Here is a 24,736-nt window from a genome sequence, read left to right as displayed (position 1 = left end):
GCAATAGCGATAAGAGTTCTTTCTCCAAGTTTTTTTGCTCGCAAAACTAATCCTTTTTTATCACCCTCCACAACTTTCCGGACTGATCCGACACTTCCAGGCATTATTAACCATCCCCCTTCGGTTTACAATTAATTCTACTACAAGAACAACGTAAGTAAAAAGTGCAAGTCTGTTTTTCGGCGAGACTCATTCAGACGAGTTATAACCCAGCCTCTATTCCACTAACTCAAAATCACCCTGAACCACGTCTTTACAAGAATTTTCTTTTTTACATCCTAACAATAAAACCAACGCCAGCGCACTTAAAACAATTTTTAAGCTGTTCATACTTTTCATAAACTTTATATAATTACTATGATTACTTTTCTTTTACACGGATATTAATGATCTTCCACTCGTTTCCCAATGTAGCTATATAGGAACCTGCGTTTAAATCCGGGAATAATGCCTCGCCATTTATTATTTGCCGGGTTGCCACTGTTTTTCCGTTGCTGGTAACCTGAACCAGAGCTCCTTCCCGTTTAGAAACAACTTTTATAGCTCCCCCGGCGTAGCATACAGCATCTTTTTTATAGAACAAGGTGAGGTCTACAGATGCACCTACGCTGACCTTATAGGTTTTTAAACTGGATTCATCCTCAGACAATACCTGATAGGTTATTTCAGAAGAGAAATTATCAGTAACATCACCGGACTTTTGAAGCACCTTGTTTTTAAACAGACTTGCGCCAGCACTTAACGTAAATACCGGTTTCAGGTTTGTCAACGGGTAGCTTTCTGATATATTCACTTTCACCAATCCGTTGCTAACTGTTGATGACAAACTGTTGATATCTTTAAAACTGAAAGAGAGTATTTCAGATAAATGGTTAAGAGCCGGTTCTGCTATGCTATACGACTGAAAAAGATTTCCCTTATGTTCATTCACTACAAATACAAGTGGTTTGCTTACTGTTGTAACTTTATCGGCCGAGCTATCATATAATTTAAAACTGATGGATTCGTTCTGCTGGTTTGAAAACACCGTAAGGAAAGCATAATACTTTTTTTCGCTTGCTACATAGGTAACGCCACTCACTCCGCGGCAAACATTCCCGACAAAAGCAGCCACCTTATCACCTGACTTAACCAAAGCTTTGCCATTTACATTCAGCCTGGCAACAATGGTCATGGTATATTGATACTCATTCTCTTTTACATCCCAATTGGGCGCCTGTGCCAGGGCCAGGCCAACCGAAATGAACAGGACAAAAAAGACTACAATTTTTTTCATGAAATACTGTTTCGCAAGAATATAACTTTAGTTCTTTATTATTTTTTGATAGATCATTTTATCAGCCATCTTTATGCGAAGGATATAAACTCCGGCGGGCACATCCGGATGTACTCTTAGTACATTTGCTCCAATAGTTATTTTGGAAGTGCTCTCAAAAACTATCTGACCGGACATATTACTGATCTGAACGGTAGCCTCTCCTCCTTGCCCGCTGTCAAAGGACACCTCGAAATCGCGAGAAAAAGGATTTGGATAAACACTTACTTTTTCTCTTGACAAATCAATAATTACCGGATGGGCAATGCTGCCCAAGACAGCATCTGCGGAAAAGTCGATGGATTTTGCGGTAGCCCGGATGTTGCTACCAAAACCCACATAAGCGGTCAGCTTTTCCGGTTGATCGCCATAAATCGTTATAAATGCCAAAGCTTTCCCATCGATATTCTGAGTCCGAATATTCCCCCTTAACTCCCCGGACTTATTGTAAAATGAGAGATCTTTAAATCCTTCCGGTAGCTGTACAACAGCACTCATGGTATTGGCAAACTTTGCATAGTCGTTTGAAACAGGTGTAAAATCTTCGTTTTTACTGCTAACTACTATATTATTTTGTTTTATACTGACCGATGAAGTGGTTTTAGCATTTAGTCGATTCAAATATTCGGGATAGGAAAATTTCTGAGCAAGAGCGGTATGCAACATATATCCTTCGCCAGCCCGTAGGTAAGTTAAAGATCCTTTCCATCCGGCTACTGTACTGTAAATTGCAAATGCTGATTGTGATTTAATGACATCACCTTCGCTCGCTGTGAGATTTGCCAAAGCATCGCCTATCGGGATATTCTTTGACACAACATAGGGCAACCAGTTCCAATTGGTAGTTAAGTCAACTGACCATGTATTCAAATCTACCGGACCCCCTTTTATATTTAATTTCTGTGCGGTTTCCAGTTTGATCTTATACATTCTATCGTTCGAGATCCCTCCGTTAGCTGATATCGTCCCAAACCACCCGCTTTCCGCAGGATTAAGGGCATTATGCTGATAAGTATCAAACAATGCCGGTGCATTAGACTTTATTAAATCTGAGGTAGCTAAGCTGAGCGTTTGTGTAAGCGCATTCAAACTGGAAAATCTCGCATCGGTAACATTGAAAGAGGTCCATGTCCAGCCCTGGTTAAATGTGATCTGCTGACCGGTTACTTCTGTATTGGTGAAAATTGAAGGACTTGTATAGGTCCCTGAGATCTGATCAGGCACAAAAGGAAGCGTGAATTTTTCATTTAAAAGCGCCTCTTTTAATTTGCCGTCAGAAGCATCCCATATATAAAATGAAAGATCCTCGCCACTAACTTCGTTACTATACACCGTCAGGTAAACAAAATACTCTTTAAAGGCCGGGTCGTAAACCACATTTGTTATCCCACGGACTTCTCCTCCAACGGTAGCCACTACTTTATCATAAAGATCATCCGTAAAAACATCCCCTAATTTTACTTTTCCAATGATATTCATAGATTGGCTAAACTTGCTCGCATCCAAGGTTAAAGTTGGCTCTTTTTCCAGTACTCTTAGATCCAGGCGAATCTTTTCATTATAGCCATAGGCTGTTGAAATGGATAACACAGTATTATAGCTCCCTATTGCCAGGTCACTATCAACCGTTGCTTTTAATGTAGTCTTTGTATTTGGCGCAATACTACCCGAACTTGCTGATACTGTTAACCAGGCGGGCAGCTCCATAGTATAGGGTTGTACTGTACCTCCCCTGTTAATAATGGTGATATCAAAAGAGAGGCCTTCATTTGCTCTTTTCATTAAGCTAACCACCTCATTATGTCCTTCCACAAACCATTTAACTGGATTTCGGTTGATAAGCGCACTCCAGGTAACTGGTGATTGCTGCCTGTTATCGGCCATGTCGTTCAGGTTGGAAACAGTAATGTAAGCCACTTTTCCTTCCACACTTGCCCAGTCTGTAATTTGAGGATTTAATACTATTTCATCGGTATTAATAACTGCGTTAACTACGATTGATTCTGAAGGACGGAAGGGTTTAATGGCTGGTGTTTCCTCTGTAAAAGCAAGCGGTTTACCATTTAGCATGGCATAACTGCTCACCTTTTCTGTTGCATTAAGCGGATAATAGTAAGCGGGGCCATTACTGTTTGCCACTTCTGGTTTATTAAACGAGGCATATAATATTAACCCGGTACTTTTAACATCCAGCTCATGATATCGATCAGCGCTTATTTGTTCCGCATTACGAGCCGTTTCCCAAAGGCATAGTTCATCTAGTAAACCAACATAATGCTGATCTGCAATAGAGGAATTGATTCTGCCTCTGCTGCCAACAAAAATGCTACCGGAAGAAAACCCGCCTATCTCTGCGCTTGAATAAGATTCCAGCAGGTTTCCATCTATAAACATTCTTAGGGTACCATTTCTTGTTAAGCTCATAGCTATATGGTGCCAGCTATTATTATTCACCTTTACATTTCCAAACGAAAGTGTTTTGGCTTCTGCTTTTAACTCAAGTCGACCGTCAGCATTTAGGCTTATCGCCCATTTATTTCTATATCCGTTACTTTCCACATTGTCTGTATCATCACCGTAGCCATTGGAAAATAATGTCGAAACACCAGTCTGAGCGGTTTTCATCCAAAAAGATAGTGTAGCATCCATCTCTTTGGAAATAATAACTTTTGAGGCTTCCGAAAGCGTTAAATAATTGGTTCCATCGAAAGCATAAGCCGTGCCTTTTGGCGTAATATCCCAGTCGGTATGGGTAATAACAAGATGTTTAAACCGAGCCAGGTCGTTAGCAATTAGTCCGCTGCCTTCATTCATTGGCCAGTAACCTAAAAGATCTGTCTCATTACCATTCAATAAGGTATTCATTCCAGCAACAGATGCTTCCCTGGTTATATTTCTTTTCCAGAATCTCAGGGCATGCAGATTTCCTTTAAAGGTATTGCCACCAATAACAACCGGGTTCTCATTAGTGAAATTTAATCTTGCGGCAAATGTAAGTACCTGTTTCTCCTTATCATTCTCTATGATGCTCACTTTATTGGCAGTGGCATCATAAGAGAGCGTATAGTGATTGAATGTGCCGTTCTTGAAAATGGTGGCACGAATGCTCTGGCCGCCAATGGTATACTTTAGATCACTATCGATCAATTCAATTTTAATCCCGTTGTCCTGACTTAATAAAGTAGAAGTTCCGGCCGGACTGGAGTTCTTCAACCAAAATTCGATACTAAAATCTCCGGTATTAATAGCTGGTTTATTAATGGTTGCCGTGTTGTTCGATCCATTGAAAGCCAGCGATACCTCATGCTTCACAGGGCTTTGATTTTTTTGAACAAGGAATTCAAATTTAGTTACCGTACCATTGGTCTTAACAGGCTCATTAAACCTCAAGGTTAGATCATCCCCTAAATTCAAGGTTCCATTTTTGGGCGTAGGTGTCCCGAACAAAACTGGAGCGGTCAGATCTACCTCACCTTCTACAATTTTAGACTCAAAGGCGGTTTGGTTATTGCAGCTGGTGCGGGCCCTTAATTCGTAATGCCCGTTGGCTAAACCCAGACCGGCAATATCCCAGGAGTAGTTTAACTCAGTACCGCTTATCAATTCAATGTTCGTATCTCCGCTGATCCGTGCAACATCAAAATCCTGCTGGTTCTTATAATAGGTTTTTAAACTGATCCAGTCTGGTGTACCCTTTAAACGGTATTCCAGATTAATTTTTTGGAAGCTCGCAAAACTGGTATTAAAGTCGCCCAGCTTAATATCTAAAGGCTTGGTTCCCGTGCTGGTAATTGCAGTATTCCTGTTCATCAACCAGTTGTTTGAGGGGGCCAAAATAGCTACCGGAGAACATGCCGGTACAAACGTTGCAGATACCCGGACAGTATCGGTTACATTTCCATCGCAAAGCGATTCCAGAGAAACCCTTATATTTTTATACTCAAACTGGTCCTGCTTCACCTTCTTAAGCGTCATGGTGTATACTACCGTTTTTCCCGCCGGGATATTTATGATCGTTCCATTAGGCTCGATATTAATCTCTGCATTGTCAGGGTTAGTTGTCTGATCCACCAGGAGCCTAAAAGAAGCATCTTTATTCGCAGTACTTGTATTGCGTAAGTAGAGGACAAATTCTGCATTTCTACCATCAAACACACCTGCAACATCTGCATCTTCAACCATTATTTCTGGTTTTTCTAAGGCTATTGTCGCAACGGTCAGAGGTTCGCGTGCCGACTCCGGCAGATCGACTATAGTAGCCGAAGAATTGGTGACATTAGGATGCGCCGGATTGTAGAAGTGAGAAAGTTCTGCACCTTCGTAAGGGCAGGATGTTTGCCCGCCTTTGGTAATAAAGACAGGACCGTTTCCATCAAAAACATTAATTACATCAACACTGATCAGGTTATTGGGATCATTGTCTCTAAGTGTATAACTTATATTAGTGGTTTCCTCACTATCATCCTGACTGGAATTCCCTGTGGTAGATCCATTAGTTGTGCTGGTCTCCATGCTGAATCCGGTTTCATTGAATTTAGCTCCGATGGTAGCAACAAAGGATTCATCCAATTGTAATTCATACGAATAAGAAGTACCGCTTAAGCGACCTATCTCAAATCCTTTGGTAATTTCACCTATTCCTGAATCAAAAGAGATATTTTCATAGAAGGTAGCATTTAGCAGGTTCTTTAATTGCTTCGCAGATTCAGATAAGGTTTTGGTTACCGGGTCTCTTAAACTTTCTATGATTGCATTTAAAGAAGCTTTTAGCTGGTCTTTGTCTTTAAGCGCCTGGTATTTTGTTAATTCATTTTTTAAGATGATCTGTCTCCAGAGATTAACAGAAGCCTTATAATCACTTTTGGTAAGTACACCATTAGTGTTCTCAGTCAGGGTACCGTCTTCAATTTTGGCGATAATATCGAGGTAACCCGGTATAAGATCGTTTAAAATATAATGTTGTGTATAAATGAATACCGTTTTTTCCGGCGACTCATTAAAGTACATGGCCTTATTAACTTTTGGATATAAAGTGGACGATCTGGTGACCGTTCCGTCGATATAGGTTACCGCAATAGGTGCCGCGTTTGCTGTTTTTGAAGCAACCAATTCATCATAAGTACCATAATATTGATTAGCTGAAGTACCGATATACAGATCGGCGTCCCCCCCTGTCCAGTCGGGCTCATCACTGGTAGAGATCGTTTGGTTAAAACTATATGTTGTAGTTACACTTTGACCGTTGGTAGAGGATACAGACGTGGTCACTCCCGTTTTAACATCATTGGTATTTTCCGTTTCCATAACCGGACCGGCCAGTCCGCCACCTATACTTGTTTTAAAACCAAGGGAAACAGTAGTGTTCATATCAATACCATTACTTGAACCGGAAGAAGTTTCTTTAGAAAAACTGAAAGAAGAGCCTTTCTCTATCCTGGCGGAACTGCCTGATCCCGGCGGATCTCTTAATATGATATCCGGTAATTCCGGACCGGCAGTAACAAAGGTTTGTGAACCATCTGCCACTCCTCCCATCAAAATACCATCTTTTTTATAGCCAGTCAGAGGATAATCAACCCCATTGGATCTGTATTTCAGATCTAGCGTTCTTTTAAACCCTGCAGCCGCATCGGTATTGGGTGTTCCTCCTTTAAATGTGTATATCAGTATGCTGGGATCCTTAGGCGATACCGCTATCTTTTCACTATTCTCCAGAGCTAAGTTATTGGTGGCAATTAAAGTTCCTCCTTCTACAGGCACAATGTTCACCTCAGGGGAAGTTAAACTATTATCGTAATTATAATACAATTCCTGACCTTGCACCTCTATGGTATAATCAGCAAACTGGGTATACACGGGAGTACTTTGCTGTGGTGAAATGGTGTAAGTAATTCCATCCGAAACGATTGTTTTGTCTGATGTCTGGCTCAGTACTTTTTGCACCGGGTTGGCAATGTGCGCAAACTTTAACACCTCCTGATATGGCTGTCCGGTAATGGTGTCTTTTCCCTGAATAAAGGTTGGATACTGTAAGCCTTTGATAGCAGTAAAATTTATGGTCCGGTCTGCGTCTAAAAGGGGTTTATTATCCGGATTCTTACCACTTGTAAATTCCAGGTCGTTCTTGGACAGGATGTAATTTAAGGGCAGCAAAGCAACCCGGTATTCTCCTGTTTCTGCATTGGTTAAAAAAGTGGTTTTATACTCAGGAGTAACACTGGTGGCTCCTGCCGGAAGATAGCCCAGGGTTAATTGCGCTCTGCCTATATTGTTTTCAGAAGTATAGGTGGTTGTTCTGCTTACGCCTTCCGAATCTTTGTAAGAATAGGTTTTCTTTCCATCATACCCAAAGCCAAGTTTCTTTTCTGCTTGTACCGTCCCACCTACCACACGGCCCACCACAATTACCTTTGTATTATCAATAAAAGTTACAGGTTCATCGCGGTCTTCAAAAAAGTCTTCATAAATATTCGTTGTATAAGCGGTTCCGTTGGTTACAGAAGTTTCATTGGCAGGGTAGCGGCCATCAAACTCAAAAGTATGCCCGCTTTTAGTTAACGTAATAGCATGTTTGCCTATGGGCACTTGTATGGTGAACCTTCCGTTGATATCTGTTTGTACCGGCATATTGTTAGCATCCATAGCCTGTACATTATCAATACTTACGTAAGCGCCTGGTACAGGTATCGGTGCATACCTGTGTAGCTTGCTAATGTCCCCATTGGCGTCCTTCTCTGCCCAATATTCTCCTTTTTGGTATTTTATATTGTCTTTGATATAGGCATTATAAGCCTCGTTATCCTTGATATCGCCGGTTATTGCGGCATCAGATGTCTGCGGAAAAACTCCCCTGCTATCATAAACTGCAATCCCTTTAAACACAAAAGAAGATTTATCAATAAAATCTATCTTATTAACTACGGTAGAACCTACCCCTAAAAAGGCTAACTGTTGTTTTGGACTGAACTCATGTTTCCCCAGTGAAGGTACAATAGTAAAAGAATCGCCATTGCCACTGTAAGGCACTGCTGATATTACATAGTTACCAAATTCATCGGTCACCCCTAAAACACCCAACTGGCTCGTGGTGGGTATATTGCTGCCGCTATTGTCGAATGTGGGCGTTTGTGCAGCTGTCAATGAGGAGTTGCTCAGTTTAGCATTATTTCCATGAAAATTAAATCCGGTATGGGCCAGGTCATACGCATAATCGCCTATCTTCTCATTGGCGCTTATACAAGTGTGCAAGAAAGCCTCATTTCCCTTTAAATAACGACGATAGTCGCGCTGAATCTGAGAAGGATTCAGGGCCGATTCCCAAACCCTGAATTCATCTAAATAAGATGTTTTTCCACCACCTATCTTAAACTGCGTCCAGGTTTGCGGATGCCCGTCAGGGGTATTGTTTAGATGGATAATTGTATTTGTGCTCGTAAAAGTTGCGGCTGCAGGCGTTCCGCTCTGCTCCAGGATACGATTCATTTTAGTCACGTAATCTTCTGAGATCAAGCGGCCATTGATGTAAATTTCAGGAGATTTGTTATCCCGGATCACGGTACTGAAATGAGTGAATGAGGTGTTAATATTCGCAAGAGGTATAAATATGTCATCACCTTTATTGTCAATTTCGCCACTTGGGATATAATCACTTAAAGTGATGGTATGAGATCCTACGGATACGGTGAGTGTCGATTTTCCAACTGATTGACCCATTTTCACCTTGAAATCTAAGGTTGCGTTGGCATCACTTTCCAATTTATATAAGTTCAGAAAATCATTATTGAAAACACTTTCAGGTTTCACCCAGACTTGCAAGGTCAGGGAGTCTTTTAAACTTTTGTGCAAATGGGACACAGCAATATACCCTCCGCCGGGAACTTTTAAGGAGCTGCCAAACTTTAAGGAGCTGCCAGTCGGATTGGCTACCACCAGTACATCTTTTACCGGGTTGCCCCCGGTAAAGCTGATATTACCGGTGACCACTCCTGTGGGATTCCTGTAGCCGATCCCTGTAATGTAAGTGGTATATAAAATATCCAACCCATCTACCTCCACCCCCTTTGCAGCCACTTTATAGCGATATAATTTGCCGCCCTCCACATTATAGTCCGTAAAGGTTCCTGCATCTGCCGGTAGTGTTTTTAATGCATTGCCCCAATTAGGATTCTCGCTGTCTATATCTTCTGTCCGGTATACAGATATACTGATAATTTTATCGCGGTTCTGTTTAATATCCCAGTTAAGCTCAATCCTGTCGCTGAAATAGCCCTTAGAAACCGTAAAAGCGTCTTCAGCAAAAGTATTGTAGCGGTAACGGATCCCCCAGGGGAAACCTAAGTCCTGCCGGTAGTTTTGCGTAGGATTATTAGTATGCGGCGCATCAATAACCCCCAAATAAGGCAACCCTACCAGCACATTTACTTTTTGTATGGTAAAAGTTTTATTTTCTCCATTCACCTTTTGAGTTAAGGTGAGTCCAAGGTTATCCTTTTCAGAAGCGGCTGCGCCAATTACCGTAGCCACACCTTTTTGTTCCTGGGCAAATAAGGTGCTACAGCTCAATACCATTACACATAGTACAAGTATATATTTCTTCATGAGGAAATATGATTAGGATTTAAGAAAAAGCACTAAAAGCTCAGGAGCTTAAATTTTTATAATATAATTCACTCCGTAGTTGATGGGGCGGGTTTCTGTAGTTCCGGTGGCTCCTGTATTCCCTTTTACACTATGAGTATGTGCTCCATCAGTTGCAATTGGTGAGGACAAATATAGGTTGGGCTCATGGCTTGAATGATCAGTGCTATTAGCCGTTGATGCCCCGTCTTCTTTTAAAACCCTGTTAAAACCATTCGCACCAGTATGATTGTGTGCCCCGGCAGTGTTTGTATTAATATCAACAGCATGCAAATGCGATTTGATATCGTCCTGCTGTACTGCTTTTAATGCCGGACCTGATTTACCACTGGCCGCAGTACCAGTTCCACGTAAAAACATGCCCTGAAGATTAGGAGTGTTAGTGCCACCCAGTAATGCTTTTAAATTTGCATGGCTGGCATTGTCCGGAAAAGAGCTGCCGTCGCAAAGCAACCAGCCTTTTGGCGCAACTGTCCCGATAAAAGGCATGATGGACCCAGTAGGTACTCCGTTTTGCGCGAAAATGGCATACGGCACGGCCTGAAGTTTCTCATTAGAGAAAACCACGCTTCCCTGAACCACCTTCAAATAAGCCGGCTGCGAACTGATCTGGCTATATTGCGACTGATCTATATCCAACACGTACGAGAATACACCAAAGTTATCAGTTTTAACATTTGCTGATTTGGTTAGAATAACGTGTTCGCTATTGCCCGCTCCTAAATAGTAAACTGTAAATACGAGGGCCAGCTGATCAATGTTAGCCAAAGCAGCGTTGTTCTCGTCCCGGGCAATGCCCTGAATGGACATTCCGGAAGATGTTACATTGGTTTGAGCACTTACATTTTTGGATGAAAGAAGTACTAAAACCACTAATAAAACTGAGTAGATTTTTCTCATCTCTGATTATTTTTACGTCGAATGCAAAGAGGCATAAATGATTTGAAAAGTAAGAACAGGCCCTGCTTAATTTTTTATATTCGTTACATATTTGGCATATTTGACACATGTTTTTAGACATAACATCGCTGTTCGCTGGTTTTTTGTGCCTCTTCGTAGTTGTTCTGATGCTCTTCAATTCTCAACCAAATCACAAAACTAACGGCTATCTGATCGCTATTTTAGTGGTAGTTGGGCTGCAGCGTTTTCTGTACGCTGTTAAAGCTTTAGGCTTCACCACTGCTACCTACAATCCATTAGGAATAAAACCTCTGCTTGCCTTTTACATCGTCCCGGTTTATTACTTGTTTTTCAGCAGACTCATCTATGATATAGGTAGACTGGAAAAAGAGGTACTGCATTTTATCTTTCCAACCGTGTTCTTCCTGATCAATTTATTGATAGTGGATTATAGAATTAACGGCCTGGTATATCTAGCTTACTCCCTGCTTTATTTAGTGCTTATAGTTATTACGGTAAAGAAATTTATCTATAAAAAGAGATTGTCTATGCTTGATAAAATAAGTTATCAGGCAAAAAAGAGCTGGGTGCTATCGATGCTTATTTTAACCGTTCTGCTGGTAATTTATTCTAACTGCTTTCTGCTTGTTGGCATATCTGCTCATTTAAATGCCTTTTACAGGTATACATCTTTATTCTGGTTTTTAATTCTCTTCTTTATGTTCAAAAACCCGGTAATAATATTCGGGGAATACTCATTGTTAAAGGACATTCAGTTAAATGATCTGCAGAATTTTCAGGTCTGGAGCCGTAAACCTTCAAAAGCAATAGACGAGAGTGACGCGATAGTGTATAATACAATATCCAGCAGGGTCGATTCTATTATTATAGAAATCAAACTCCTTCAGAAATCCATTCCCTTTATCTCTAAAACTACCTTAAATGCTGAAACATTAGCCAAAGAATTAAAAATACCCAAACGGCACCTCGACTTTATATTTAAATACTATTGTCTTTATTCCATCAACGATTTTAGTAATCTGGTTAAAGTAGACTATGCACTGTCACTGATAAATGAGGGGTATCTTGAAAAGTATACGGTGGATTCCCTTGGAAAGAAATGTTTATTTAATTCCCGATTTACCTTCTCAAAGAATTTCAAAAAGTTTGTAGGAGTATCTGTCAGCAATTTTGCAAGCAGGACCACTACTGAAAAGGATTACCGGGAATTGTTAGCTGAATAGTAAGTAAAAGCACTTGTCCATATCCAAATTGCCGATTTTTTCTGTCGGGTATTCTAGTCCCGAAATCATTACTTTACCTGTTTCATTCGGGTTCATTGAATTAGGCTTCTTGTTATCTTTTTTACAGCTAATTAAAATGGTTAGGGATAGAAATAACAGAGTCTTGGCGATACGTTTCATTAATCTATTTTTTAGATAGTAAGACGATTATTCAGTTTCGTCCGCTACACTTATTTGACTACATCATAGATGGGAGGGTAACTGTTCGGAAAGAAATTGCCTTTATTATTTAGAGTCTTCTATATTTTGCTTATGCGGTGAACAGTCATGGCGATGTTTTCGCCGAACAGCTCAGCAGTTTTCAAATCTGCGGGAGGCTCCACTGAGCACAAGCTAACATTTGAGAGGGTCATCAATCCGAGGTAACTGGCAAGGTTTGTGAGCGATCTTACGTCTGATCTTGCTTAAGAACTCAGGAGTAATTCCAAGATAAGAAGCAACCATGTATTGAGGTATTCGTTGTTCCAGATCGGGATAGCGTTTAATGAAATCGATGTATCTTTCTTCAGCGGTCTGATTAATGGTCAGTATTATCCGGCGTTGGGATGCAACGTAGGCATTCTTCAATAATATCCTGAAATAGCGCTCCAGTTTCGGGATTAACTGATATAGCGTTTCAAGAACGTCATTGTCGATGTACAATAGCTCGCAATCTTCCAGTGCACTGATACTATAAGAAGAGGGATTGCCGGTCCAGAAGCTATACAAATCACCTACCCACCAATTTTCGGTGGAAAAAGACAGTATGCTTTCTTCCCCTGCCTGGTTGACGTTGAAAGTTTTGAGACATCCTTTTATTATAAAATATTCGTACCTGGCAACTTCACCCTGTTCGAGTAGGTATTGCTGCTCATGAGAATAGAACAATCGGAATTCTCCTGCGTGCAGAGAAGAATAATGCAGTTGTCAAGTTTTCTTACCCGAGGTTGCAAGTAAATACGAGTTGTATTTACCGTCAGAGAGCAGATTTTGAAGGGAACTTGAAAAGGAAATAGATAAATTAAGAGGCCGGAAATCCAACTTTTAATAAGGTTCAAGAAGTTGGTGTCAAAAATTAAATTTGCAATGCTTCCTGGCCTACTTTTTGAACCCTAGCTTTCACCACTTAAGTTGATATTGTATGAGCATTTGTAAGGGTCCAGAAAGCTATGACTTTCTGGACCTTAGAATGAAGCGGTAAAACTTAAGGCCAACAAGTCGGTCCAGTATAACATCTTAGCCTTTCACAAATTAGATTTACTAATTGTCGCCATTTCGTTATAATCAAGTCTCTTTTCAATCACTTTAACGCTGGATCATAAACTATTATCGCCAATTTCACCACAGAAAAGTTTTATTTCACCACATACTTTAGAAAATATCATACTAGATCAATTCCTTTGAATATCAATCAAACGACATTCTATGAAACTTCTGCGCAATTGGTGTATACATTTTATAACGGCTTGGCTGCTAATTATTCTTTTTACAGTAGTGCCTTATGCTTATAAAACGCTAACCACCGGTCCCTATATATTTAAACCTGATGGCTCCTCTGTTTCTTTTCTGGAGTACTCAAGATTTCACCTGCGAGATTTATCCATTATTGGCCTTTTTCTATTTCTGACGGAAATAACTTACAAATTTGTTTATAATAGGGTTTCCCTGATTTACTATCTTCTCATTTGTCTCCTACCTTCTCTTACAGCAGCTTTGTTTTCAATTATTCTATTTCCAAGAAAGTACGATTCATTTAGTTATTTGATTCTATTGCAACCTGTTTTATTAGGTGGAGCTTACGTGTTTGCATTTTCACTTATAAGAGCCTATTTCAGACAAAAAAAACTCCAGACAATTATTCAAAAGCAACAATTTCAAAATGAGATCGACGCACTTCAGGCTCAGATCAATCCTCACTTTCTTTTCAACAGTCTCAATTACCTGTTCAGCTCAGCATTACTAGAAAAGGCGGAGTCAACTGCTGAAGGAATATCCACTTTATCGGAAATGATGAGGCATACAGTGCAGGAAGCAAGAGAGACGTTTGTCGATCTGGATAGCGAGATTCGATTTATAGAAAATTATCTGAAACTGTTTTTGGATCGGATGCCGAAATCCATACAAGACAAAATCATAATTAGTATTAACGTCGGTCACAATCAATTAAAGATTCCACCACTCCTGATAATTCCGCTCATTGAAAATGCCTTCAAGTATGGTATAAGCATCGAAAACCCCATGCCATTGGAAATAAACATTGAGCTGAAAGAGAAGAACTTGAAAATGATAGTCTCTAATTATATCGTTAATTCGACCTCCAATGTAGAAGGCACTAAAACTGGTAGTTGGAATAGCCAGCAACGCTTAAAGCTGCTATATCCAAACACTCACCGCTTACAACACCATATCAGCCATCAAAGGTTCGAAGTCGAACTGGATATGATACTGAATTAAATCATAAACTATAGATACTATGAGAAAGAAATTACTGATAGCTATTATATTATCGTTCCCTCTATTAGCCGTGGCGCAAGAAATGGGTTCTGGCGCATTTACTCTTAAAGTGCACGCTTCGAAAGCCCGAAATCCGAAGTTGTACCTGTTATACCAAATGGAGGGGAAAAAAATTATGGATTCGGCAGAGCTGTCTCAGGGAGCGTACTTGTTTCATGGAACAATAGATCAGCCAAGACGGGCGACTTTAGTTGCTGATTCGACAAGTGCAGGTCTCGGAGAAATTCTCAGAAAAAGCCCTGTTCAGGTGAAAACTTTTAAACTTTTTCTTCATGCAGGTTACCTTGAGCTTAATGTGCCTGTTTCTTTAAACAAAGCTGAGATAATCTCGTCCTCAATCAACAAAGACTACATAAAATATGAGGAGATCTTCACTGATTTAAAGGAGAATATAATGAAAGTCGCCAGGCGTCAAAAGGAATCGAAATCGGAAACAGAAAAATGGAAATGGAAAGTCATTTCGGATAGTTTGAATGGGGAAAAAAACCGATTGCATAAGGACTTCATTTTAAAGAACCCGCAAAGTTATGTATCCCTATTTGCAATGGAAGAGTATGCAGGCCCCTCCCCGAAGCTTTCCATTATTGAACCTCTTTTTAAATCTTTGTCAGTAGAGGTTCGCAATACAGCCCTGGCTGCAAATATGAAAAGGTATTGGAAGGTCAAGGAAGAACTTCTCCCTGGAGCCTACGCTCCGGACTTTACACAAAATAATGTTTCCGGAAAGCCGATTAAGCTGTCAGACTTTAAAGGAAAGTACGTTTTAATTGACTTTTGGGCTTCCTGGTGCGGACCTTGCAGAGAGCAGAACCCAAAACTTGTAAGCATTTATCAAGACTTCAAAGACAAAAACTTTACTATTTTAGGAGTGTCTCTGGATGAGAAGGATGGCAGGAGCCGTTGGACCGAGGCCATAGAAAAAGACAATCTAACGTGGAACCATGTCTCTGATCTGAAACACTGGGAAAATGAAGTTGCAAAGCTGTATGGAATAAGAGCGATTCCCCAAACCTACTTGATCTCCGCGGCTGGGAAGATTATTGCAAAGGGACTTGAACCGAAACAATTGAGAGAATTACTTTTGAAAGAATTAAAATGATAAAGGCGATTGCGATAGATGATGAACCTCCTGCGTTAGAAGTAATAAAAGTCTATGCAGAGAAAGTTCCCTTTGTGCAACTTAAAGCATGCTTTATCCGTCCTTCAGAAGCATTAACCTACATCAGACACAACACCATAGATCTTGCGTTTATTGATATTTCCATGCCCGATATGTCAGGTATTGAACTTGCCACTAAACTAAAAGATTCTTGTCAAATTGTTTTTACCACTGCTTATTCAGAGTATGCTTTAAAAGGATTTGAGTTAGCAGCAACCGACTATCTTTTAAAGCCTATTTGTTTTCCGAGATTTCTCGATGCTTGTACCCGAACGCAGGAAAAGGTGAAATCGAAAGATACAGTTAACAATCCTAAACAAAGACCCTCTTTATTTATTAAGGATGGTCATAATTGGATTCGGATTGACTGCGATGACATACTATACATAAAAGCTGAAGACAACTACGTGAGCATAATTGAAAGTAACAGGAGAACTTTGTCACGTATTACGCTTTCCAAAATACATGAACAATTACCTGCATCTACCTTTACGCGTGTTCATAAGTCTTATATTGTCTCGTTAGCTCATGTCAATAAGTTGGAGAAAAACGAGGTGTTTATTCAGGGGGTTAAGATCCCCTTATCAAAGGTAGGCAGGGATGAATTATACAAGAAGCTAATGAAGCCGGCTCCGTGATAAATTGTTAGGTTCAAAAAGTCATGACTTTTTGAACCTAACTTTGAAGTTCTAAAACATCTATTTCAGTGCACATCTCCCGTATATAAGCGCGAAATTCTGCAGGTATCGCACCCGTTTCTCTTCGCCATCAAGTTAGGATTACCTATCTGTAATTTTCTTTTTATGGTTCAATCCCCAATCCTTTAAAGAATAGATAACGGGCGCTAAGGTATCTGCATAACTCTCCAATTGTAGGAGATCTTGATGGGATAGCTTTCGGTAATGATCCTTTTGATTAGTTGATGCTGTTCCAATTCTTTCAGCTCTTTAGCTAATACTTTAGGTGTAATACCTGGGATACTTTCCTGAATATCTGTAAAACGGTCGTTCCCTACCCCAATTGAAATAATGACAGCCAATTTCCATTTTCCGTTGATGACATCAAGGGCATCACGAACAGGCTTAATGGTATCAAGGCATTCATTATGTTCTTTTTTAACCGCCATTATTTCAAAATTTACTTTCTTCCAGTAAATTACTATACAAAATACAGCAAATTGAGTAGTATTTCAATATAATGATTGTTAAAGGACATTGGCGTTACGAGCTAGACCTTTCTCAACAGGTTTAGCAACTGCCTTATAGAAAAAAGTCGCCGACTTGATGCACTTACGCCACTGAGACATACAAGATCATTCGCAGAATCAGTGAATGAATTAACGAAGGACAAAGGAACTTCGAATGATGGCATTTCGATTTGTTGCACTAGAATTTATCACTATCTATTTCCAATGTCATTTTGTGCTTTCCTTTGGGAAAGCACTATACATTGGAAAGTGCAAATAAGCTAGCTTTGCAAGAAATTTGAGATGGCTTATGGATTTGACAAAGTTTGATAAAATAGATGAAAACAGAAAGGAAAGCGTGCCATTTAATAAGCTTATCCGACTGCGGAAATCCTGCCGGGGATTCTTACCTACCTCTGTTCCTGCGGAAATAATTACTTCGGTTCTGGAGGATGCGCAGCAGGCTCCCTCTAACTGCAATACGCAGCCTTGGAGTACACACGTTGTTTCCGGAGAGAAATTAAAAGAACTCTCAGCAGCTTTATTGCAGGAACTTGAAGCCGGTAATTTCACCCCGGACTTTACATTTGATAATAATCATTTCTATGGTACTTACTCCGATCGTCAGAAGGCGCAAGGGAAGGCATATGATGAAGGGATGGGGGTAGCGCGGGGTGATAAGCAAAGTCGCAAAGCAGTCGAAGCGCTGAATTGGAAATTTTATAATGCGCCACAAGCGGCTTTTCTCTTTATGCCTTCCTTCGGCGATCATGTCCGGGTAGCATCCGACATAGGTATGTTGCACAAACTTTTCTTCTATCCCTTACGGATCACGGGTTAGCCGGAATTCCACAAACTGGTTTAGGCTTTTTCGCAGAGACGACAAGGCAAGTACTGAATATTTCGGACGAGTTTAAGCTGCTAATGGGGATTTCTTTCGGATACGCTGATCCCGATGCACCTGGCAATTCTATTAGGATGGGCCGGGATTCGATTGCCAGTAGTGTAACATTTCACCAGTAAACCTTTAAAAATGAAAGCTATCAGATTTACGAATGAAGGCCGAAGCTTGGCTTTGAATGAAGAGCCCATCCCTATGCCGGGCCGTTATGATGTACTGATCAAGGTACATGCTGCTTCCCTGAACTACCGGGACCAGGCGATATTGGATGGTGAGTATGGCGGCCCATTTCAGAAGACCGGGGTGCCATTATCAGATGGTGCTGGGGAAGTTTTTGCTATTGGAGAGGGCGTTACACGGGCAAAAGTTGGTGACCGTGTTAGCGCCAATTGTCACCCTCACTGGATTGGAGGAGGTAATCTTCCGGAATATCAGGCCGACAGCTTGGGTATGGCCACAGATGGCTGGTTAGCTGAATATATCCTTGTGCATGAAAATGGAATCGTTCAGATACCTGCCTATATGTCTTATATCGAGGCGGCATCGCTGCTTTGCGCCGCCGTTACAGCCTGGACTGCCCTTAACCTGGGGTCGCCGCTGCAACCGGGTCAAACAGTATTGGTCCAAGGCACAGGTGGAGTTGCCCTGTTTTCCCTCCAAGTAGCGCGCATGTTCGGCGCCCGCGTCCTGGCGATTACCTCTACAGATGAAAAATCGGAAAAACTAAAGGAATTAGGAGCAGAAGCGGTCGTTAATTACCGCAGGTATCCAGATTGGGAACATGAGATACTTTCCCTTACCGGCGGTAAAGGCGTAGATAAAGTGGTCGATATTGCCGGGGACAAAACGATTGTAAAATCGGCAGCTTCAACCCGAAAAGGCGGTGATATAACCATCGTAGGTTTCGTTAGCGGCTTTGGTGGCGGGATACCTCCGATTGACATACTTTCCCGCGCCTTAAGTGTCCATGGCACGGGCATTGGTCCTAGAACGAATTTCGACGCCCTACTTACTGCAATGGCCATGCACAAAGTAAAACCCGTCATTGACCAGGTGTTTCCTTTTGCGGAATACCAGGCTGCGTATCAACGCATCGAAAGTGGAAACCATATTGGTAAGGTAGTGATCGAGGTAGCAAACTGAGCAAGTTGATTACAAGGTAGCCAAAGCGCGAATCTCATAAAACGCAATTAAAATTTTTGTAAAAACATAAACGAGAGTCAAGGCATCGGTCTGGTTCTTAAAATAGAAAAAGTTAAGGTTATGAATAAAAATAATAAGGGACAAATGCACATCATTGCGCAATTGTCTGCTGGGCAAGGGCTGGAGCCGGGCGGTTGGCGCTGGCCGGGAGAAGATAAAGCCGCCTTTATAAACGAGGATGTCTTTATTAACGGGGCACAGCTCGCGGAAAAAGGAAAGTTAGATGGGTTCTTTTTAGTAGATGTTCCGGCAATAAGCGACGATATCGCCAAAACCCCGCAGGGAAGTAGCTTAGATCCAATTGTCTTGATGGCCCTAATGGCCAAGGCGACTGAGCGGGTGGGGCTTATCAGCACCATGTCCACTTCCATCAAGGAACCTTATAGTATTGCCCGTACCATGCGGACGCTTGATTTGGTGAGCAAAGGAAGAATGGGCTGGAACGTTGTGACAACCGGTAATCCAAGGGCTTTGCTTAACTACTTTGCCGGCACGCCGGAACACGGGGAAAAACATGGCCGGGCCCGGGAAGTATGGGAAGCTGTACTCCGCCTATGGGGCAGCTGGCCCGAAGGGGCTTTAAAATTAGATGTAGCTTCCGGGGTTTTCGCGGATGATAAGCTGATCCAACCCATAAACTTCCAGGGAGAGTATGTCTCATCCCGAGGACCAATTAACCTGCCACCATCACCGCAGGGCATGCCCGTTATATTTACCGCCGGTGGCGGAGAGTATGGTTATAATTTTGCGGCCACCAAGGCCGATGCTATGTACGGTAACCCGCCTACCCTGGAATATGCGGCCGCATTTTGGCAGCAGCTATCGGCAAGTATCAAACACTCGGGCCGCAATCCTGATCAATTTACAATATTCAATGGAATCGGAGTTTCCATTGCTTCCTCTGAAAAAGAAGCGCTGGAAAGACGAATTGCTCTAGATGAACTAGGAGAACCAGTCAGGCGGCAGCAGTATTTAAGCCACATGCTAAGTATTCCGATAGCCGGACTTGATATTGATGCCCCCATCCCAGACCACTTATTAAAACTCGCCCGTCCTAACCGTACAGATCACCGCTCTCAATATGCCTACGATTTGGCTATGAAGGGTTTTACTATCCGGGAGGTTTTGGCACACGGCCCTATCAATTACCATCCCGTATTCCTGGGTACGCCCGAGAGTATCGCGGATAAATTGCAGCAGTGGTTTGAAGCCGGCGTAGGAAAAGGGTTTAACATCATCGGGGACTCCGGATTGAGTTCATTGGCTGATTTCGTAGAACAGGTAGTGCCTATTTTACAAAAAAGAGGTTTACTGCGTTCGGAGTATACAGGTTCCACGCTTCGGGAGCATTTAGGCTTACCCTACCGAAATGGTTTTGCTGAGTTTGAAACGAAAAGCGCTCACGCAATTTAAATTACTAATACCCATAGGACATATTTTTAAATAGGTAGCATGAGCCATCAACATTACATGGTATGGAGAAAAGAAAAAAGTTAAAGCTTGCAGCTAACATTGATGGGCTGGGATGGAATCATGTAGGCTGGCAACATCCTGAAATGCCGGCGGATGCCAGTGAGAATATCGATTTTTATATTCAACAGGCAAAACTGGCCGAAGCAGCCAAGTTTGATACGCTCTTTTTAGTTGACGTGAGCCACGTTGGCCCGGGAAACATTCCGCACTACCTGAGTATGTTTGAAGGAGTTTCCATTATGTCGGCCCTTAGTATGCACACCAAAAACATAGGACTTTCGGTTACCATTTCCACTTCTTATGCCGACCCATACAGTGCTGCCCGGCAAATTCTTTCGCTGGATAAAATAAGCAAAGGTCGTGCGTCTTTAAACGCCATTACTTCCAATCCGGGAGGGATGGTGAATTTCAGCCGCGGACATTTAGGCAAGGCAGACCAATACCCCATGAATAAGGAATTTATGGAAATAGTTCTCGGACTTTGGGACACCTATGAAGACGATGCCTTTATCCGGGATAAAGAAAATGGCATATTCCTGGCTCCACGAAAAATGCACAAGGTGAATTACCGGGGAAAATATTTCCAGGTAGAAGGGCCATTAAACCTGAGCCGTTCCGTTCAGGGGCGGCCCGTGCTGTATACAGCTGGTATGTCGCAAAAGTTTATCGACCACGCCACCAGTTATACCGACGGCGTATTTACCCATGGCAATACCCTGGAGGAAACCTTAGCTATTTCCCAGGAATTAAGGCGGCAGTTAGTCCTGAAAGGCAGAAGACCGCAGGATTTTATTATATCAATATCCCAAAACCCCATCGTAGGCAGAACAGAACAGGAAGCACAGGAAAAATACCTGGAACTTCTACATCTGATTCCCTATTACAGCCTCCCACGCCCCCTGTTTTTTGGCTCCGCCGAAAAAGTGGCCGACCAGGTACAGCAATGGTACGAAAAAGGCGCAATGGATATGCTGATACTCCGGCAGGACCATCCCCACGGCTTGCGGGATTTTATAGATTTAGTCGTACCGATTTTGCAGGAACGCGGCATATTTCGGACCGAGTATGAATCTGATACACTTCGAGGCAATCTGGAGTTGCCCCACCCTGCTTTTAGTAAAATATAATACAATAGAAAAATAATGAAAATAGGGATCGTTGGGACCGGTGCTATAGGAGCATTTTTGCAGAAAAATTATCCGATGCGGGGCATCCAATAAAAGTAACCGACACCGGGGCAATGGTTGAATTAGAAATAATAGCGGCAGGCTTGGATGCAACCGCTGCCACCAGATAGGGGAAAATTAAAGAGAATATTAAAAAATTGATAAAAATGAAAGCAATTTATTCAGCCGCCGCAACAGCAACGGGTTTGTGAGCGATCTTACGTCTGATCTTGCTTAAGAACTCAGGAGTAATTCCAAGATAAGAAGCAACCATGTATTGAGGTATGCGTTGTTCCAGATCGGGATAGCGTTTAATGAAATCGATGTATCTTTCTTCAGCGGTCTGATTAATAGTCAGTATTATCCGGCGCTGGGATGCAACGTATGCATTCTTCAATAATATCCTGAAATAGCGCTCTAGTTTCGGGATTAAAAGATAAAGCGTTTCAAGCACGTCATTGTCGATGTACAATAGCTCGCAATCTTCCAGTGCACTGATACTATAAGAAGAGGGATTGCCGGTCCAGAAGCTATACAAATCACCTACCCACCAATTTTCGGTGGAAAAAGACAAAATGCTTTCTTCCCCTGCCTGGTTGACGTTGAAAGTTTTGAGACATCCTTTTATTATAAAATATTCGTACCTGGCAACTTCACCCTGTTCGAGTAGGTATTGCTTCTTCTTAAGTGTTTTGTGTTTAAAGTGAGAGGTAAGTAATATAATTTCTTCGTTGCTTAAAGAAACTACATTAGTTATATGTTTGACGAGAAGGGTAAACATCAGTCTAAAAAAGTAGCATGTAACCCCTACATGCTACTCAAACTTAAAAAAATCAGTTAGGATAATAAAACTTCTCCGCCACAATTTTTCCGTCTCTCCATTTTTGGACGGAAACCTGCCGGTAGTTTTTAACTCCCCAATCTCTATGGGTATAATCATAATGCCATTCGACCATAGTAACATCCTCGCCAGCGCTTACATTTAAGACTTCTGCGCTCCGGAATTCTGTGATGCTTCCAAAAAAATCAATTTCTCTCTGACGATTTGCATCTTTCCCTACTGTAGGCTCTGATTCATTTTCCTGCATCGAAACATTATCATCGTAATATAATTCAAATGCTTCCATGGCTTTACCTTGTAAAACCAGCTCGTTGATGTGATTAATTCTATTCAGTAACATATTTGATAATTTTATAAAGCAAAGGAAGCTTTTGCATCAAAGAATCTTCTTAAACTAGGTTAAGAAATGTGGCAGAGGTGATACGAAATAGTAATTTTTAAAACACTTCCAAAATCATTTTTTTGCTCGCCGCCATTCCAGCTGTGCTTGCGCAACAGCATTTGCTACAGCACGGATTCTGGTTGTGTTATCGCCAAAGGCAAAGACACCAGTTACGTTAGTTTCCTGGAAGGATCACATCCCAATGCTTCGTGAATGGAGCAATGTTGTTCAAAAGGAGAAGGCGTATGCAGCGCTTTTAGTGATGATTCAAAGCCATCATGGAAAACAATTTTTTGGAGATGTCCCCCGCTGTGCACTAGCCGTTCCATTTCTTTTTCTACTATTTTGATTTGGTGTTTTTCAAGCTGCCTTGTTTGCTCGGCGGTCAGAATTGAAGCGCCGTTAGTAAACAGAGTAAGGTCCTTTGTCCAATTGGAAGTGAGCCTTGTGAAATCAAAAATATGTTCACCGTTCCCCAGAATTCCGGTTTTTTCGTTCCTCACTTCATATCCATGGCAATAAGGGCAATGGATAGCCCTAATGCCCAACAGGCCGCGAACCCTTCTATATCCCCAAGCAAATCTTTAATGCCAGTAGCAAATATCAGTTTCTTTGCCGTCAGGTTCGCCTGATGAAACACCGATTTCAAAGCCGAGTTGGTTCGTATAACAAATTTTCCGGGTTCCTATCTTCAGGTTTCATGACTTTAAAGTGTTTCCCAGGTTAGATGTTTGCACAGTGAAATATTTGCACGGAGAGGAACGTCTGTTTAACATAAAGAAAACTAAATACTTGATTAGTTCTTATATCTAATAACCTCCGCAGAGTATTAACATCATTGATTGGGGGAAATTTGATACTGGTAAGCGCAAAAGAGCTAAGAGAATAATTTATTAATTTAAAATACCTGTATGGATCATACCGACAAACCACAACAAGATGAGGTAACTCGTCATACCCCAGCAAATACGCCTACTGTTTCAAGGAAGACTTTCTACATTGCAATCCTTATTGCTTTACTCCTTATTGTTGGTCTTTGGATTTGGAAATCCATTGAAACCAGCAACCTCAGAAAAAATGCTGAAACAAAACAGAACAGTTTGAGGCAAGAAGCTAAAGGCTTGATAGTCCAGGCACACGAACAACATTTGAAGCTTTTAGCTAAACCATTTGTATGGGCTGTGCGAACCGAAATGATGCAGGGCAATATGAGTCAGGTTAACCTGTATATGAATGAAATGGTTAAAGAAAAGAACTTTCAGCGTATTGCTTTAATTAACGACAAAGGAATTATTGTCTCATCAACAAATAAAAAGGACGAGGGTAAACCTTTCTCGACTATTGGTAATAACTCTGATTTAGCAATTAACAGTACTAATGTCCAAACACAGCAGGATAGCTTAATAAGCATGACAAGCCCAGTTATGGGATTTAATAATCGACTTGGAACTTTGTTTATAAGATACAACATTCCGAAAGCTGAGTTCCAGCAATAGGTGGTTTCTTCTGAAAAAGTAAAGCAATTCACTTTTGTAGCCGAACATAGAGGTTTCCGCCAGGTCCTAATGGTTTATCGGGCCTCACTTAATAACTATGAAAAAAACGAAATTATATCCACTGCAGAAGTTGAAAATTTAGGGACACTTTACAAAACGAGGCTGGCTTTGAGCCAAATCGTAAATTGATAGGGTCTTTATTTCAAGGATCTTACTACCTTTTCAAGACTCAATCCCCGGACGATTCTTGAGAACAACACTACTATATAAAATTAGCACG

Annotated in this window: 18 protein-coding genes; 10 read left to right on the top strand and 8 right to left on the bottom strand. The window is 41.4% G+C overall.

Annotation, left to right across the window (positions count from 1 at the left end):
* Positions 1–361: 361 nt before the first annotated feature.
* Genes J3P37_RS21380 through J3P37_RS21370 form a run of 3 tightly spaced genes read right to left on the bottom strand, consistent with a single transcriptional unit; the run spans position 362 to position 10,852 of the window.
* Complete coding sequence (locus J3P37_RS21380; protein WP_256013752.1) at positions 362–1,276, bottom strand: SGBP N-terminal domain-containing protein; 915 nt, start codon at positions 1,274–1,276, stop codon at positions 362–364.
* A gap of 27 nt (positions 1,277–1,303) precedes the next feature.
* The gene (locus tag J3P37_RS21375; RefSeq protein ID WP_256013749.1) at positions 1,304–9,913 is read right to left on the bottom strand and encodes a LamG-like jellyroll fold domain-containing protein; all 8,610 of its coding nucleotides are present in this window, start codon (positions 9,911–9,913) and stop codon (positions 1,304–1,306) included.
* Positions 9,914–9,961: 48 nt separating this feature from the next.
* Positions 9,962–10,852: a tail fiber protein gene (locus J3P37_RS21370; protein WP_256013746.1), complete on the bottom strand. Its 891-nt coding sequence runs from the start codon at positions 10,850–10,852 to the stop codon at positions 9,962–9,964.
* Positions 10,853–10,959: 107 nt separating this feature from the next.
* Between J3P37_RS21370 and J3P37_RS21365 the strand changes: the two genes are divergently transcribed.
* Entirely contained in the window at positions 10,960–12,096 is a 1,137-nt protein-coding gene (locus J3P37_RS21365; RefSeq protein ID WP_256013743.1) for a helix-turn-helix domain-containing protein, read from the top strand.
* Positions 12,097–12,489: 393 nt separating this feature from the next.
* On the opposite strand, the gene J3P37_RS21360 is transcribed toward J3P37_RS21365, so the two are convergent.
* A complete protein-coding gene (locus tag J3P37_RS21360; RefSeq protein WP_256013740.1) occupies positions 12,490–13,023 on the bottom strand; it encodes a Crp/Fnr family transcriptional regulator in 534 nt (177 codons plus the stop codon).
* Positions 13,024–13,905: 882 nt separating this feature from the next.
* Here J3P37_RS21360 and J3P37_RS21355 point away from each other — a divergent pair.
* From J3P37_RS21355 to J3P37_RS21345, 3 genes are read left to right on the top strand one after another with little or no spacing between them, the layout of a single operon-like run.
* Positions 13,906–14,589, top strand: a complete 684-nt coding sequence (locus tag J3P37_RS21355; protein ID WP_256013737.1) for a sensor histidine kinase — start codon at positions 13,906–13,908, stop codon at positions 14,587–14,589.
* Between the two features lie 19 nt (positions 14,590–14,608).
* Complete coding sequence (locus J3P37_RS21350; protein ID WP_256013734.1) at positions 14,609–15,748, top strand: AhpC/TSA family protein; 1,140 nt, start codon at positions 14,609–14,611, stop codon at positions 15,746–15,748.
* Positions 15,745–16,446, top strand: coding sequence for a LytR/AlgR family response regulator transcription factor (locus J3P37_RS21345; protein WP_256013731.1), 702 nt, complete (start codon positions 15,745–15,747; stop codon positions 16,444–16,446). The genes J3P37_RS21350 and J3P37_RS21345 overlap by 4 nt, the downstream gene beginning before the upstream one ends.
* A 206-nt stretch (positions 16,447–16,652) precedes the next feature.
* Here J3P37_RS21345 and J3P37_RS21340 read toward each other — a convergent pair whose 3' ends face one another.
* Positions 16,653–16,934, bottom strand: coding sequence for a winged helix-turn-helix transcriptional regulator (locus J3P37_RS21340; RefSeq protein WP_256013728.1), 282 nt, complete (start codon positions 16,932–16,934; stop codon positions 16,653–16,655).
* Between the two features lie 370 nt (positions 16,935–17,304).
* On the opposite strand from J3P37_RS21340, the gene J3P37_RS21335 reads away from it, so the two are divergent.
* The 5 genes from J3P37_RS21335 to J3P37_RS21320 all read left to right on the top strand — a co-directional run bounded on the left by J3P37_RS21335 (position 17,305) and on the right by J3P37_RS21320 (position 21,698).
* Positions 17,305–17,835, top strand: a complete 531-nt coding sequence (locus tag J3P37_RS21335) for a nitroreductase family protein (protein ID WP_256013725.1) — start codon at positions 17,305–17,307, stop codon at positions 17,833–17,835.
* Complete coding sequence (locus J3P37_RS23180) at positions 17,778–18,017, top strand: nitroreductase family protein (protein WP_369414105.1); 240 nt, start codon at positions 17,778–17,780, stop codon at positions 18,015–18,017. Before J3P37_RS21335 ends, J3P37_RS23180 begins: the two co-directional genes overlap by 58 nt.
* 10 nt (positions 18,018–18,027) lie before the next feature.
* Positions 18,028–19,038, top strand: coding sequence for a zinc-dependent alcohol dehydrogenase family protein (locus tag J3P37_RS21330; protein ID WP_256013722.1), 1,011 nt, complete (start codon positions 18,028–18,030; stop codon positions 19,036–19,038).
* A gap of 120 nt (positions 19,039–19,158) precedes the next feature.
* Positions 19,159–20,511: an NtaA/DmoA family FMN-dependent monooxygenase gene (locus tag J3P37_RS21325; protein ID WP_256013719.1), complete on the top strand. Its 1,353-nt coding sequence runs from the start codon at positions 19,159–19,161 to the stop codon at positions 20,509–20,511.
* Between the two features lie 62 nt (positions 20,512–20,573).
* Positions 20,574–21,698, top strand: coding sequence for an NtaA/DmoA family FMN-dependent monooxygenase (locus tag J3P37_RS21320; protein WP_256013716.1), 1,125 nt, complete (start codon positions 20,574–20,576; stop codon positions 21,696–21,698).
* A gap of 217 nt (positions 21,699–21,915) precedes the next feature.
* On the opposite strand, the gene J3P37_RS21315 is transcribed toward J3P37_RS21320, so the two are convergent.
* From J3P37_RS21315 to J3P37_RS21305, 3 genes are all read right to left on the bottom strand, one after another.
* The gene (locus J3P37_RS21315) at positions 21,916–22,518 is read right to left on the bottom strand and encodes a Crp/Fnr family transcriptional regulator (protein WP_256013713.1); all 603 of its coding nucleotides are present in this window, start codon (positions 22,516–22,518) and stop codon (positions 21,916–21,918) included.
* Positions 22,519–22,570: 52 nt separating this feature from the next.
* A complete protein-coding gene (locus J3P37_RS21310; protein ID WP_256013710.1) occupies positions 22,571–22,918 on the bottom strand; it encodes a nuclear transport factor 2 family protein in 348 nt (115 codons plus the stop codon).
* A gap of 212 nt (positions 22,919–23,130) precedes the next feature.
* On the bottom strand, positions 23,131–23,463 hold the full coding sequence (locus J3P37_RS21305; RefSeq protein ID WP_256013707.1) for a hypothetical protein: 333 nt from the start codon (positions 23,461–23,463) through the stop codon (positions 23,131–23,133).
* A 408-nt stretch (positions 23,464–23,871) separates the two neighbouring features.
* On the opposite strand from J3P37_RS21305, the gene J3P37_RS21300 reads away from it, so the two are divergent.
* The gene (locus J3P37_RS21300; protein ID WP_256013704.1) at positions 23,872–24,456 is read left to right on the top strand and encodes a hypothetical protein; all 585 of its coding nucleotides are present in this window, start codon (positions 23,872–23,874) and stop codon (positions 24,454–24,456) included.
* Positions 24,457–24,736 lie beyond the last annotated feature (280 nt).

Source organism: Desertivirga xinjiangensis, assembly GCF_024436435.1.
Classification (GTDB): Bacteria; Bacteroidota; Bacteroidia; order Sphingobacteriales; family Sphingobacteriaceae; genus Desertivirga; species Desertivirga xinjiangensis.
Note: the sequence above shows the minus strand (reverse complement) of the source record. Positions and strands in the feature narration are given on the sequence as shown.